We start from the raw sequence: 12,551 nt of genomic DNA, 5'->3' as shown, positions 1-12,551 counted from the left end.
AACGTTCAGTCAAGTGTGGTGGTGCGGACCGGATAGACCGTCACCGCCACCTCGTCGTCGTCCAGGCATTGCCCGGTCTCCAGGTCGAAGCGCTGCTTGAGCAGCGGCGAGGCCACGAACGGCCGCCCGCCCGCCGAGCCGATCAGGCCCCGGGAGAGCACCTGCGCCCCCGTGAACGGATCGCGGTTGTCGATCGCGTACGTCCGTCCCGCCCGGTCCCGGAACACCGCGGCCTGCCGGCCGTCCGGGAGCAGCGCCGCCACCCCCCGGCCCGGGGTGAGCCGGGACTCCTCGCAGACCGTCGTCCATCCGTTGTCGCCGTGGGAGAGTTCGAGCATCATCAGGCCAGGGCCCCTTCACGCGTGCCGATGGTCAGGATCGTCAGGTCCGGCTTGATCTGGTCGCGCTCGGGCACGAACTTCACCGACGGGTCCGGCGCGTCCGGCGCGTTGACGAAGGAGACGAACCGCCGCAGCCGGTCCGGGTCGTCCAGGGTCTCGGCCCACTCGTCCTTGTACTCCGCGACGTGCGCCGCCATCAGCGCCTCCAGCTCGTCGCACAGCCCGAGCGAGTCGCGCACGACCACGTCCTTGAGGTGGTCGAGACCGCCCTCCAGGCGCTCCAGCCAGGTCGAGGTGCGCTCCAGGCGGTCGGCGGTGCGGATGTAGAACATCAGGAACCGGTCGATCAGGCGGATCAGCTCGGCGTCCGACAGGTCCTGGGCGAGCAGGTCCGCGTGGCGCGGGGTCGCGCCTCCGTTGCCGCCCACGTACAGGTTCCAGCCGCTCGCCGTCGCGATGATCCCGAAGTCCTTCGACTGGGCCTCCGCGCACTCCCGGGCGCAGCCCGAGACCGCCGACTTCAGCTTGTGCGGGGCGCGCAGGCCCCGGTAGCGCAGCTCCAGCCGGATCGCCATCCGCACCGAGTCCTGCACCCCGTAGCGGCACCAGGTCTGCCCCACGCAGGACTTCACCGTGCGCAGCGCCTTGCCGTACGCGTGCCCCGACTCGAAGCCCGCGTCGACCAGGCGGGTCCAGATCGAGGGGAGCTGGTCCACCCGGGCGCCGAAGAGGTCGATCCGCTGACCGCCGGTGATCTTCGTGTAGAGGCCGAAGTCGCGGGCCACCTCGCCGATCACGATCAGCTTCTCCGGGGTGATCTCGCCGCCCGGGATGCGCGGCACCACCGAATACGAGCCGTTGCGCTGCATGTTGGCCAGGAAGTGGTCGTTGGTGTCCTGGAGCGCGGCCTGCTCGCCGTCGAGGATGTAGCCGCCCACGCCGATCGTCGGGGCGAGGCTCGCCAGGATCGAGCCGACCGTCGGCTTGCAGACCTCGCAGCCCTCGCCGCCCTTCGCCTCCTCCCGCCCGTGCGAGTCGAGCAGCGCGGCGAAGGAGGTCACGCGCAGGGTGCGGGCGATCTCGAAGAGCTCGCTGCGGGTGTAGGAGAAGCAGCCGCACAGTCCCTTGTCCGCCGGCTCCGGCAGCAGCTGCCCGATGAGCTTCACGCAACTGCCGCAGCCCGTGCCGGCCTTGGTGCACTTCTTCACCTCGGGCAGCGAGGTGCACTGGCTGATCGCGTGCTTGGTGACGTTGTGGCAGGAGCAGATGACGGCGTCGTCCGGCAGCGCGGACGGGCCCAGCGCGACCGGGGCGCCCGCGCCCGCCGGAAGGACCAGCTGCTCGGGGGAGACGGGCGGCTTGGTGCCGGTGAGCGGGCGCAGCATGCCGTACGACTCGGCGTCGCCGACCAGGACACCGCCCAGCAGACGACCCTCGGTGTCGACGACGAGCTTCTTGTAGACGCCGGAGCGGGAGTCCGAGTAGACGACGTCCAGGCAGCCTTCCGTGGTGCCGTGCGCGTCTCCGAAGGACGCCACGTCCACGCCCAGCAGCTTCAGCTTCGTCGACAGGTCGGCGCCCGTGAAGGAGCGCTCCTCGGCCTCGTCGGCGATCGCCGCGGCCACCGTCAGCGCCATCTCGTAGCCGGGCGCCACCAGGCCGTACACCCGGCCGTCCGAGGCGAGCGCGCACTCGCCGATCGCGTACACGGACGGGTCCGACGTCCGGCACGTGTCGTCGACCGCGATGCCGCCGCGTTCGCCGACCGCAAGGCCGCAGTCCCGCGCCAGCTGGTCCCGGGGCCGTACGCCCGCCGAGAAGACCACCATCTGCGTGGCCAGTTCGGAACCGTCCGACAGGCGCATGCCGGTGACCGCGCCGTCCTCGGTCACGACCTCCTGCGTGCCCGTGCCCGTGTGCACGGTCAGGCCCATCTGCTCGATCGTGCGCAGCAGGGCCGCGCCGCCGCCCTCGTCGACCTGCACCGGCATCAGCCGGGGCGCGAACTCCACGACGTGGGTGTCGAGCCCGAGGCCCTTCAGCGCGCCGGCCGCCTCCAGGCCGAGCAGCCCGCCGCCGACGACCGCGCCGGTGGTGCGGCCCTTGGCGTACTCCTCGATCGCCAGCAGGTCCTCGATCGTGCGGTAGACGAAGCAGCCCTGGGCGTCCTTGCCGGGTACGGGCGGGACGAAGGGGTACGAGCCGGTGGCGAGGACGAGCGTGTCGTACGCGAGGACCCGGCCGGAGCGGGCGGTGACCGTGCGGGCCGCCCGGTCGACCGCCACCGCCGGGTCGTCCGTGTACAGCTCTATGCCGTGCCGCTCCATGAAGCCGTCCTCGACCATCGACAGCTCGTCCGGCGTACGGCCGGAGAAGTACGAGGTCAGCTGGACGCGGTCGTACGCGGGGCGGGGCTCCTCGCAGAGCACCACGACACGGGCGCGCGTGGTGACGCCCCGGTCCGCGAGCGCCTCCAGGAACCGCTGGCCGACCATGCCGTGGCCGACCAGGACGATGGTGGGGGTGTGCATCTCAGGAGCCTCCGTCATGGGTGAGCAGATGAAGCAGGGGGGCGTCGGGCAGGGCCTCGTCGCCCTCCCAGGCCCGGGCGAGCGTGCCGACCGCGGCCAGATCGCCGAGCAGGACGCCGCCGACCAGGCGGTCGCCACGGACGACGACCTTCCGGTAGGCCCGCTGGGTCGCGTCGGTGAGCTGGACCACGTCGTCGCCGGGGGCGGGGGTGGTCTCCCCGAACGCGGCGAGATCCAGCGACTCGGTCCCGGGGAGGGTGAGGCGGGTCAGCGCGCGGGTGCCGGTGTAGCGGGTGCGGGGTGGGGTGCGGTGGGGGGCGCGGGGGCCGTGGAGCAGGTCCGCCAGCACGTCCGCCAGCACGTCCGCCTGGTCGAGCGCCGGGCCGGCCAGGCCGTAGACCTGGCCGTCGTGTTCCGCGCAGTCGCCGATCGCGTGGATGTACGGGTCCGAGGTGCGCAGTTCGTCGTCGACGACGACGCCCGTGCGGATGTCCAGGCCGGCCTCGCGGGCCAGGGCCACGCGCGGGCGGACCCCGCACGCCAGGACCACGACCTGGGCGTCCAGGACGAAGCCGTCGGCCAGTTCGACCGCCGTGACCGCGTTGTCGTGCTGTCGCAGCCCACTGACCCGGCACTCCGTGTGCACCTCGACGCCGAGCGCCGACAGGTGCTCGCGCAGCAGCGCGGAGGACTGCTCGTCCAGCTGGCGTTCCATCAGTCGCTCGCCCTGCTGGGTGAGGACGACCTCGGCGCCGAGCTGCGCCAGCGCCCGGGCCGCGGAGACGCCCAGCAGGCCGCCGCCGACGACCACCGCCCGCACCCCGGGACGGACGAGTTCGCGCAGCGCCAGGCAGTCTTCGAGGGTGCGGAACGGATGCACGCCCGAAGGGAGCCGCGCCCCGCGCAGGCCGCGCAGCGGCGGCAGCACCGGGGCCGAACCGGTCGCCAGGACCAGGCGGTCGTACGCCACCAGGGAGCCGTCCGCGCACTCCACCGTGCGGGCCACGCGGTCGATGCGCACCGCCCGCACGCCGAGCCGGGCCGGCTCGCGCGGCTCGGGCAGCGCGATGACCTCGGGGGCGTACCGGCCGGCGAGGACGTCCGCGAGCAGCACCCTGTTGTACGGTGCGTGCGACTCCTCGCCGAGGAGGGTGACGGGCAGGCGCTGGGCGAGCCGGGCGCCCGCCGTTCCGCCCCCGACCACCACGATCCGTGTACTCATACCGGGAAGCGTGCGCGGCGGGTGTTTCCCGACGGCATCCCGACTGTTTCCCGTACGGAACGCTGATCTCACCGCGGCCGGGGCGGGCTGTGAGGCGGGGCAGGACCTGATCCGCGGTGATGGCCTGCTCAAGGGCGCCTCAAGGATCGCCGGGGCGGGCGCGAACGGGCGGTCCGCGCATCAGCCAGGTGCGGCAACCTCTGACGTAGCTCAACTCTCCCGGGACTGATGGCCGGCGCACGCATGCGCCCTCTAGGCTCGCCGTCATGCCTGACATATCCCTGACCACACTCGTCCTGTTGTGCCTCGCCGCGCTCCTGGCCGGCTGGATCGACGCCGTGGTCGGGGGCGGCGGACTGCTCCTGCTGCCGGCCCTGCTGCTCGGCCTGCCCCACCTGCCGGCCGCCCAGATCCTGGGCACCAACAAGGCCGTCGCGATCGTCGGCACCTCCGGCGCGGCCGTCACCTACGTCCGCCGGGCGCCGGTCCAGGTGGGCACGGCGGTACGGATCGGGCTCACGGCCCTCGCCGGGTCGATGGGCGGGGCGTTCTTCGCGGCCGGGATCAGCAGCGCCGTGCTGCGCCCCGTGATCATGGTGGTGCTGCTCGGCGTGGCCGCCTTCGTGATGCTCCGGCCCTCCTTCGGTACGCGCCCGGACGGCGCGGATCGCCCGCCGCTCACCCGGGCCAGGATCGTGACCGCGATCGTCGTGGTCGGCGGCGGCATCGGCTTCTACGACGGCCTCTTCGGCCCCGGCACCGGCACCTTCCTCGTCCTCGCCCTGACCGCCGTGCTCCACCTGGACCTGGTCACGGCCTCCGCCACCGCCAAGATCGTCAACGTGTGCACCAACGCGGGCGCGCTCGCCATGTTCGCCTACCAGGGCAGCGTCCTGTGGCAGCTGGCGGCCGTGATGGCACTCTTCAACCTGGCGGGGGGCATGCTCGGCGCCCGCATGGCCCTGAAGAAGGGCTCCGAGTTCGTCCGCGGCGTCCTGCTCGTCGTCGTCTTCTCCCTGGTCGCGAAGCTCGCCTTCGACCAGTGGAGCTGACCGTCAGCGCACGCCGATCAGGTGCCCGAAGGCGACCACGTTGCCCTGGTAGCCGCCGGACTTCTTCGAGAAGCCGCCGCCGCAGGTGATGACGCGGAGTTCGGCCCGGTCCGTCTCGCCGTAGACCTTGCCGTCGGGGAAGCGGGCCTTGTCGTAGACCTCGACCGCGTCGACGGTGAAGACGGCGGTCCGGCCGTCCTTGCGGTCCACCTCGATGCGGTGGCCCTTCTTCAGGGCGCCGAGCGCGTAGAAGACGGCCGGGCCCCGGGCGTTGTCGACGTGGCCGGCGACGATCGCGGTGCCCTTCGCGCCGGGGCTGGTGCCGTCCTCGTACCAGCCGGCCAGGTTGCGGTCGCCGGCCGGCGGGACCTCCAGGGCGCCGGTGGAGTCGAGCCCGAGGCCCGTCATGGGCGTGTCCACGTCGATCTCGGGGATGCGGAGCCGGACCGGCGGCGAGGGCGGCAGCGGGTCGGCGGCGGCGTCGGTGTGGACGCTCGGACCGGCCGCGAAGGCCTGCGCGGCGGACGGCACCGGCGGGGTGATGTCGCCCGAGCCGTTCTGGATCAGCCAGAGGCCGGCGCAGGCGGCGACGGCTATGCCCCAGCCCTTGCTGCGGTTGCTCACGGGCGTGCGTCCCTCCGTGACGATGTGGTCCTGCCCCCGCCGGGCCGTCAGCGGGCGCGCGGCGGGGGCAGGACGATGGCGGTACGGTCAGTCGCCCTGCGCACCGCTCGCCCGGCGGCGCAGGAGCCACGTACCACCCACGGCAGCCGCGGCCAGCACCGCCACGCCTGCCGTGACCTGGGCGGTGTCGGGGCCCACACTGCCGCCGACACCGGTCTGCACATGGCCGCTCGGGCTCTTGTGCCTGACGACGAGCTCGCCGCGGGCCGTCCTGCCGTTGTCGCAGGCCACGCTGATGCCGTAGGTCCCGGCCTTGGCGTGGTGCGGCACGGTGAACTGGCCGACCACGACCTCCTTGTGCGTGCTCGGGCCGAGCTGGAACTCGCCCGCCCCGAGCGCGTTCGCGTCGCCCACGCCGTGACCGTGCTTGCCGCAGGCGAGGGTGTTCACGGTGACCGTGGTCCCCGGGTCGGCGGACGAGGGGAAGATCTCCAGCGATTCCCAGTCGCTGTTGCTCGCGTAGGCCAGGGGGGCGCCGAAGGCGCCGAGGGCGACGAAGGTCAGCGCGGTACCGGTGAGCAGTCGGGCAGGAGTGCGGCGCATGAGGTCCTCCGGGGCGCGCGAGCGGTCTTCCGTAGGACCGAGGTAAACGTCCGCCCGCGTCCGGCGCCTGCTGATGTCGCATCAGAATTGCTCCGTCCGATGCGGCGCGTCGCCTGGATTCCGGACGTTTATGCAGGTCAGAGAGGGTTACGTGGCGTCATCTGACGATCCGTGCCGAACGGGTGACGGGGCCGCACCGTGCCCTCGCCTACAGCGACTCCCACGGCGCCGCCTCGTACGCCGCGTACACCCGGTCCATCAGCTCCTCGTCGACCGTCAGCTCCACTCCGTCGATGCGCGACACCGGCGCGATGCCCCGCGAGTTCGTCACGAAGGCCGCGCGGTAGGACGGCACGTCCGCGAGGGTCACCCGGCGGTGTATGGACGGCAGGCGCGGGGCGATCAGCGCCATGGTGATGCCGGTGAGGCAGGGGGCCGACGGCCAGACGACCGACGTGCCGTCCCAGAACGCGATGTTGGTGACCGCGCCCTCGGCGATCTCGCCGCCCGGGCCGGTCAGCAGGGCCTCGTCGAAGCCCGCCCGGCGCGCCGCGTCCCCGTGGTAGCTCTGCCCGAAGCCGCCCAGGTGCTTGATGTGCGCGGCCGGCCGCCAGTACGCGACCGACTGCAGCGCCTGCGGGCTGCGGTCCTCCGGGAAGGGGGCCCGTACGGTCACGACGGTGCGGGCGCCCTCGTACACGTACACCCGCGCCGAGGCGTCCCGCCGCCCCGCGGTCTCCAGGGCGCCGGCGATCAGCGCACGCACCCTGCCCCCGTCGAGGGCGCGGCCGAAGAGCTCGCGGGTGGCGCCGTCGAGCCGCTCGAGGTGGCGGCCGAGGCCCTGCACCCGGCCGTCGCGCACCTGCATCGCCGTGAAGTGGCCGTAACCGCTCATGAGGGTCGCGAGCAACTCCGGGTCGGCGGCGGGGGCACCGTCGATCTCGATGTGCAGCGGGTGGGGTCCGGAGGGGGTGGCAGGCTTCGTCATGGGGTCCACCGTATGCCCGTGTCGTACGCGCTTGACCTCAACCAAAGTCGAGGTATCAGGATCTCCGGCATGGACCTCACGAACTCCACGCCCCTGAAGCTCGCCCTCATCGTCGCCAGCAACCGCGAAGGCCGCTTCGGCCCCGTCGTCGCCGACTGGTTCACCGCCCGCACCGCCGAGCGCGACGACTTCACCACCGACGTCGTCGACCTCGTCGAGGTCGACCTGCCCACCGCGCTCTCGCACAGCCCCGGCCCCGCCGTCCGCGCCGAACTCGACAAGGTCTCCCCGGTCCTCGCCGGCGCCGACGCGTTCGTCGTCCTCACCCCCGAGTACAACCACTCCTTCCCCGCCTCCCTCAAGTCCCTGATCGACTGGCACTACGGCGAGTGGCAGGCCAAGCCCGTCGGCTTCGTCTCCTACGGCGGGATCTCCGGCGGCCTGCGCGCCGTCGAGCAACTCCGGCAGGTCTACGCCGAGATGCACGCCGTCACCGTCCGCGACACCGTCTCCTTCCACCAGGCCCACGGCCGTTTCGACGAGGACGGCAACCCCACCGACCCCACCGGCCCCGACGCCGCCGCCAAGACCATGCTCGACCAGCTCGCCTGGTGGGCGCACGCCCTCCGGGACGCCAAGTCCGTGCGCCCGTACGCCGGTTGACCGGGACATCCGCGGCAGGGGCGCGCCGCCTCGACGCGCCCGGTTCGCCCGGGGCGGCACCAGGAGACGTACGGTGAGGGGGTGACCCAAGCCCCCACCCTGCTCACCGTCCTCACCACCACCGACGCGCGCGCCAAGGCCGAGGCCCTGGCGCGCGGTGCCGTCGAGGCCCGCGTCGCCGCCTGCGCGCAGATCTCCGCGCCGATCACCTCCGTCTACCACTGGCAGGGGGCGATCGAGACCGCCGAGGAGTGGCAGGTGGTGTTCAAGACCACCGAGGCCCGGTACGCCGCCCTGCAGGCCCATCTCCTCGCGGCGCACGACTACGACACCCCGGAGATCCTCGCGACCCCGGTGGCGCGGGTGAGCGCGGACTACGCGGCCTGGGTCGAGCGGGAGACCACCGCCCTGTGACGAGCGAGGAGCTGTCGTTCTTCGTGTACGGGACGCTGCGCCCCGGCGCGTACAACCACGACCGGTTCCTCCTCGGCCGCACCGCCGCCGAGGAGGACGCCGTGCTGCCGGGCGCCCTGCTCCACGACGGTCCCGGCTACCCGTTCGTGGTGCCGGGGGACGGCCGGGTCACCGGGACCCTGCTGACCGCCGCCCCCGGCGCGTACGGCGAACTGCTCGGCGTACTCGACCGTCTCGAGCTCCCCGCGGACTACGAGCGGACCGCGCGCGAGGTGCTGCGGGTACGGGACGGGGCGGCCGTGCGCGCCTGGGTGTACCTGGCCGCGCCCGGCGCGCCGCTCGGGCCGCCGATCCCGGGCGGCGACTGGTTCAGGCGGCGTCCCCGGCCGGCTCGAGGCGGACCGCGCACACCTTGAACTCGGGCATCCGCGAGACCGGGTCGAGCGCCGGATTGGTGAGCGTGTTGGCGCGGCCCTCGCCCGGCCAGTGGAAGGGCATGAAGACCGTGTCCGGCCGGATCGCCGCCGTGATCCTGGCGGGCGCGACCGCCTTCCCGCGTCGCGAGTGCACCGCGACCGGCTGGCCATCGGCGACCCCGATCCGCTCGGCGAGCCGCGGGTGCAGTTCCACGAAGGGGCCGGGCGCGGCCGCGTTCAGCTCGTCGACCCGCCGGGTCTGGGCGCCCGACTGGTACTGGGCGACCACCCGGCCGGTCGTCAGGACCACCGGGTACTCGGCGTCGGTCTCCTCCGCGGCCGCCCGGTGCACGACCGGCACGAACCGGGCCCGCCCGTCGGAGGTGGCGAAGCGGTCGAGGAAGAGCCGCGGGGTGCCCGCGTGCTCCGGCTCGCCCGGTGCCGGCTCCGGGCAGGGCCAGAAGACGCCCTGCTCCTCCTCGATCCGCCGGTAGCTGATCCCCGCGTAGTCGGCGGGGCCGCCCGCCGAGGCGCGCCGCAGCTCCTCGAAGACCTCCTCCGGGTCGGTCGGGAAGCCCTTCTCCCAGCCGAGCAGCGCGGCGAGCCCGTGCAGCACCTCCAGGTCGCTGCGGACGCCCGGCGGCGGGGTGAGGGCGCGGCGGCGCAGCAGCACCCTGCCCTCCAGGTTGGTGGTGGTGCCGGTCTCCTCGGCCCACTGGGTCACCGGCAGGACCACGTCGGCGAGTTCGGCCGTCTCGGACAGCACCACATCGGCGACGGCCAGGAAGTCCAGGGACCGCAGCCGCTCCTCGACATGGCCGGCGCGGGGCGCGGAGACGACCGGGTTGGAGCCCATGAGCAGCAGGGCCCGCACCTCGCCGCCGAGGGCGTCGAGCAGTTCGTACGCGCTGCGCCCCGGACCCGGCAGCGACTCCGGCGCGACGCCCCACACGCCGGCGACGTGCGCGCGGGCGGCCGGGTCGTCGAGCTTGCGGTAGCCGGGCAGCTGGTCGGCCTTCTGGCCGTGCTCGCGGCCGCCCTGGCCGTTGCCCTGGCCGGTGAGGCAGCCGTAGCCGCTCAGCGGGCGGCCGGCCTTGCCGGTGGCCAGGCACAGGTTGATCCAGGCCCCGACCGTGTCGGTGCCCTTGGACTGCTGCTCGGGGCCGCGCGCGGTCAGCACCATGCCGCTGTCGGCCTCGCAGAACATCCGTACCGCCTCGCGCAGCTGCGGCACGGCCACCCCGGTGAGGCGCTCCACGTGTTCGGGCCAGTGCGACATCGCCCCGGCCCGGGCGGCGGCCCAGCCGGCGGTGCGCCCGGCGACGAACTCCTCGTCCACCCGTCCCTCGGCGACGACCAGGTGGAGCATGCCGAGGGCGAGCGCCAGGTCGGTGCCGGGGCGCGGCGCGAGGTGGAGGTCGGCCTGCTCGGCGGTGCGGGTGCGGCGCGGGTCGACGACGATGAGCCTGCCGCCGTTCTGCTTCAGCTCGGTGAGGTAGCGCAGCGCGGGCGGCATGGTCTCGGCGAGGTTGGAGCCGACGAGGATCACACAGCCGGTCTTCGGGATGTCGTCCAGCGGGAAGGGCATCCCCCGGTCGAGGCCGAAGGCCCGCTGGTGGGCGGCCGCTGCCGACGACATGCAGAAGCGGCCGTTGTAGTCGATCTGCGAGGTGGCGAGGACGAGCCGGGCGAACTTCCCGAGCGTGTACGCCTTCTCGTTGGTGAGACCGCCGCCGCCGAAGACCCCCACGGCGTCCGGGCCGTGGTCGGCGCGGGTCCGGCGCAGCCCGTCGGCGACGGCGGCGAGTGCCTCCTCCCAGGTGGCGGGCACCAGCGCGCCTGTGTCAGGGCGGCGGACCAGGGGCTCGGTGAGCCTGACCCGGGAGGAGAGTACGGCGGGGGCGGTGCGGCCCTTGCCGCACAGCGCGCCCCGGTTGACCGGGAAGTCGGGCCGGTCGACCACCTCCACGGGCAGCTCCGTGCCCGTTCCGGCGCGCAGGTTCATGCCGCACTGGAGGGCGCAGTAGGGGCAGTGCGTGGGAACGGTGGTGACCTCTGACATGACCCGAGCTTGCGTCGTCCGTGTTACGGGCGGGGTCGCGCCGGATTACGGGCAGGGTGCCATGCCCTCAGGTCACGGGGCCTTCACGGGTGAGGCGAGGGCCTTCGTCACGCCGTCCTCGCGCGCGCCGAGGAAGTGCGGGTCGGGGCGCAGGGCCGCGTCCAGGGCCGCCTTCCCTGCGGCGGCCAGCTCGCGGGTGGTGCCGTAGTACCAGGTGGCGTCGTGCGGTTCGCCGACCCCGACGCCGTACGACTCCACACCGGCCGCCCCGCACAGCGCGACGGCCCGTTTGATGTGGAAGTCCTGGGTGACGAGGACGGCCCGGTCCACGCCGAAGATCTTCTTGGCGCGGACGCAGGAGTCCCAGGTGTCGAAGCCCGCGTAGTCGCTGACGACCCTGCCGTCGGGCACCCCGCGCGCGGCGAGGTACTTCCGCATGGCGCTGGGCTCGTCGTACTCCGTGCGGCTGTTGTCGCCGGTGACGAGCAGGACCTTGACCTTGCCGGTGCGGTAGAGCTCGGCCGCGGCGTCGAGGCGGTGCGCCAGGTAGGGGGTGGGGCGCCCCTTCCACAGGCCGGCGCCGAAGACGACGGCCACGTCCTGCGCGGGCACGTCGGCGGTGGTGCGCAGCCGGTCCTCGGTGCCGACGTGCATCCAGGTGGCCGGGGCGAGCGCGAGCACGGCCCCGAGCATGACGGCCTGGACGGTGCGGCGGCGGGCCCGGACGGTGCGGGGGAGCCGGGGCAGCCGGACGGTCCGGGGCAGCCGGGGACGCCACCGGAACCGGGTGAGCCGTGCCGGCATGCGGGAACCTCCGTGGATCAGGGTGGTCGGACGTCCGTCCCACCGTCCGACGGGCGTCGGACGGTCTGTCACACCGTCCGACGCGAATCCGCCGGGTTCGGTTCGCCCGTGGCCCGCTCTGTTCCGTACAGCACACCGGCCAGGCCCATGCCGAGCAGCATGCCGAGCAACTGGGCGGCGGCGAAGGCGGGCACGGAGCCGGGGGCGATGCCGGTGAACGAGTCGGAGAAGGCCCGGCCGACGGTGGCCGCCGGGTTGGCGAAGGAGCCGGAGGAGGTGAACCAGATCGCCGCGCCGATGTAGCCCGCGACGGCGACCGGGGCGCGGGAGAGCCGGCCGATGCGGCGCAGCCCCTGGACGACCAGGACGAGTCCGGCGGTGGCGACGGCCTCGCCGAGCAGCAGGTGGAGCTCCGCCCGCTGTTCGGTGGCCAGGGCGCCGGGCGCCCGCCCGAACATCGCCTCGGCGAGCAGCGCGCCCGCGACGGCGCCCGCGAGCTGGGCGGTGATGTAGGCGAGGGCCTCGCGCCCGCCGCCCTCGGGGCGCCGCGACCACCACTCGGAGAGGGTGACGACGGGGTTGAAGTGGGCGCCGGAGAGCGGGCCGATGAGGGCGATGAGCAGCCCGAGGCCGATGGCGGAGGCCAGGGCGTTGGCGAGCAGCCGGACGCCGATGTCCTGGCTGAGGGAGTCCGCGCGCAGGCCGGAGCCGACGACGACGGCGACGAGCGCGGCGGTGCCGGTGAACTCGGCGAGGGCGCGTCGGGGGAGCGACGCGGGGGACATTCTCATAGTGGAAAAGATATTCCGTGATTCGGAAGGAAAAAAGGGG

At 73.5% G+C, this 12,551-nt stretch carries 13 protein-coding genes; 4 read left to right on the top strand and 9 right to left on the bottom strand.

What is annotated here, in order from left to right; genetic code table 11:
* Positions 1 to 5: 5 nt before the first annotated feature.
* The 3 genes from nirD to ACIGEZ_RS03565 are packed head-to-tail and all read right to left on the bottom strand — an operon-like array spanning position 6 to position 4,094.
* Positions 6 to 341 (bottom strand): nitrite reductase small subunit NirD, encoded by a 336-nt coding sequence (gene nirD / locus ACIGEZ_RS03575; protein WP_399825133.1) that lies wholly within the window; start codon positions 339 to 341, stop codon positions 6 to 8.
* Positions 341 to 2,872 carry a nitrite reductase large subunit NirB gene (nirB, locus tag ACIGEZ_RS03570; protein WP_399825131.1) on the bottom strand — a complete coding sequence of 844 codons (2,532 nt, stop codon included), beginning with the start codon at positions 2,870 to 2,872 and terminating at the stop codon, positions 341 to 343. The genes nirD and nirB overlap by 1 nt, the downstream gene beginning before the upstream one ends.
* Position 2,873: 1 nt before the next feature.
* Entirely contained in the window at positions 2,874 to 4,094 is a 1,221-nt protein-coding gene (locus ACIGEZ_RS03565; protein ID WP_399825129.1) for an NAD(P)/FAD-dependent oxidoreductase, read from the bottom strand.
* Between the two features lie 266 nt (positions 4,095 to 4,360).
* Between ACIGEZ_RS03565 and ACIGEZ_RS03560 the strand changes: the two genes are divergently transcribed.
* Positions 4,361 to 5,146, top strand: coding sequence for a sulfite exporter TauE/SafE family protein (locus ACIGEZ_RS03560; protein WP_399825127.1), 786 nt, complete (start codon positions 4,361 to 4,363; stop codon positions 5,144 to 5,146).
* A gap of 3 nt (positions 5,147 to 5,149) precedes the next feature.
* Here the strand turns inward: ACIGEZ_RS03560 and ACIGEZ_RS03555 are convergent, their stop codons facing one another.
* From ACIGEZ_RS03555 to ACIGEZ_RS03545, 3 genes are all read right to left on the bottom strand, one after another.
* Complete coding sequence (locus ACIGEZ_RS03555; RefSeq protein ID WP_399825125.1) at positions 5,150 to 5,770, bottom strand: class F sortase; 621 nt, start codon at positions 5,768 to 5,770, stop codon at positions 5,150 to 5,152.
* Positions 5,771 to 5,857: 87 nt separating this feature from the next.
* Complete coding sequence (locus ACIGEZ_RS03550) at positions 5,858 to 6,373, bottom strand: hypothetical protein (protein ID WP_399825123.1); 516 nt, start codon at positions 6,371 to 6,373, stop codon at positions 5,858 to 5,860.
* A 208-nt stretch (positions 6,374 to 6,581) separates the two neighbouring features.
* Entirely contained in the window at positions 6,582 to 7,361 is a 780-nt protein-coding gene (locus tag ACIGEZ_RS03545) for an aminotransferase class IV (RefSeq protein WP_399825121.1), read from the bottom strand.
* Between the two features lie 69 nt (positions 7,362 to 7,430).
* Here ACIGEZ_RS03545 and ACIGEZ_RS03540 point away from each other — a divergent pair, with 69 nt between their 5' ends.
* From ACIGEZ_RS03540 to ACIGEZ_RS03530, 3 genes are all read left to right on the top strand, one after another.
* Positions 7,431 to 8,024, top strand: coding sequence for an NADPH-dependent FMN reductase (locus tag ACIGEZ_RS03540; RefSeq protein WP_399825119.1), 594 nt, complete (start codon positions 7,431 to 7,433; stop codon positions 8,022 to 8,024).
* An 81-nt stretch (positions 8,025 to 8,105) separates the two neighbouring features.
* Positions 8,106 to 8,438, top strand: a complete 333-nt coding sequence (gene cutA, locus ACIGEZ_RS03535) for a divalent-cation tolerance protein CutA (RefSeq protein WP_399825118.1) — start codon at positions 8,106 to 8,108, stop codon at positions 8,436 to 8,438.
* Entirely contained in the window at positions 8,435 to 8,854 is a 420-nt protein-coding gene (locus ACIGEZ_RS03530) for a gamma-glutamylcyclotransferase family protein (RefSeq protein WP_399825117.1), read from the top strand. The genes cutA and ACIGEZ_RS03530 overlap by 4 nt, the downstream gene beginning before the upstream one ends.
* Here ACIGEZ_RS03530 and ACIGEZ_RS03525 read toward each other — a convergent pair.
* From ACIGEZ_RS03525 to ACIGEZ_RS03515, 3 genes are all read right to left on the bottom strand, one after another.
* A complete protein-coding gene (locus ACIGEZ_RS03525) occupies positions 8,808 to 10,916 on the bottom strand; it encodes a molybdopterin oxidoreductase family protein (protein ID WP_399825115.1) in 2,109 nt (702 codons plus the stop codon). The genes ACIGEZ_RS03530 and ACIGEZ_RS03525 overlap by 47 nt on opposite strands.
* Positions 10,917 to 10,988: 72 nt before the next feature.
* Positions 10,989 to 11,720: a vancomycin high temperature exclusion protein gene (locus ACIGEZ_RS03520; RefSeq protein ID WP_399825114.1), complete on the bottom strand. Its 732-nt coding sequence runs from the start codon at positions 11,718 to 11,720 to the stop codon at positions 10,989 to 10,991.
* 68 nt (positions 11,721 to 11,788) lie between these two features.
* On the bottom strand, positions 11,789 to 12,511 hold the full coding sequence (locus ACIGEZ_RS03515) for an aquaporin (protein WP_399825112.1): 723 nt from the start codon (positions 12,509 to 12,511) through the stop codon (positions 11,789 to 11,791).
* Between the last annotated feature and the right edge of the window lie 40 nt (positions 12,512 to 12,551).

It is taken from the genome of Streptomyces sp. NPDC085481, from assembly GCF_044541845.1.
Classification (GTDB): Bacteria; Actinomycetota; Actinomycetes; order Streptomycetales; family Streptomycetaceae; genus Streptomyces.
The sequence above is the reverse complement of the archived record's forward strand: the minus strand, read 5'-3'. Positions and strand labels throughout refer to the sequence as shown.

Coding starts and splice junctions, on each gene's coding strand:
- nirD (WP_399825133.1), bottom strand. CDS start 341: ATGATGCTCGAACTCTCCCACGGCGACAACGGATGGACGACGGTCTGC.
- nirB (WP_399825131.1), bottom strand. CDS start 2,872: ATGCACACCCCCACCATCGTCCTGGTCGGCCACGGCATGGTCGGCCAG.
- ACIGEZ_RS03565 (WP_399825129.1), bottom strand. CDS start 4,094: ATGAGTACACGGATCGTGGTGGTCGGGGGCGGAACGGCGGGCGCCCGG.
- ACIGEZ_RS03560 (WP_399825127.1), top strand. CDS start 4,361: ATGCCTGACATATCCCTGACCACACTCGTCCTGTTGTGCCTCGCCGCG.
- ACIGEZ_RS03550 (WP_399825123.1), bottom strand. CDS start 6,373: ATGCGCCGCACTCCTGCCCGACTGCTCACCGGTACCGCGCTGACCTTC.
- ACIGEZ_RS03545 (WP_399825121.1), bottom strand. CDS start 7,361: ATGACGAAGCCTGCCACCCCCTCCGGACCCCACCCGCTGCACATCGAG.
- ACIGEZ_RS03540 (WP_399825119.1), top strand. CDS start 7,431: ATGGACCTCACGAACTCCACGCCCCTGAAGCTCGCCCTCATCGTCGCC.
- ACIGEZ_RS03525 (WP_399825115.1), bottom strand. CDS start 10,916: ATGTCAGAGGTCACCACCGTTCCCACGCACTGCCCCTACTGCGCCCTC.
- ACIGEZ_RS03520 (WP_399825114.1), bottom strand. CDS start 11,720: ATGCCGGCACGGCTCACCCGGTTCCGGTGGCGTCCCCGGCTGCCCCGG.
- ACIGEZ_RS03515 (WP_399825112.1), bottom strand. CDS start 12,511: ATGAGAATGTCCCCCGCGTCGCTCCCCCGACGCGCCCTCGCCGAGTTC.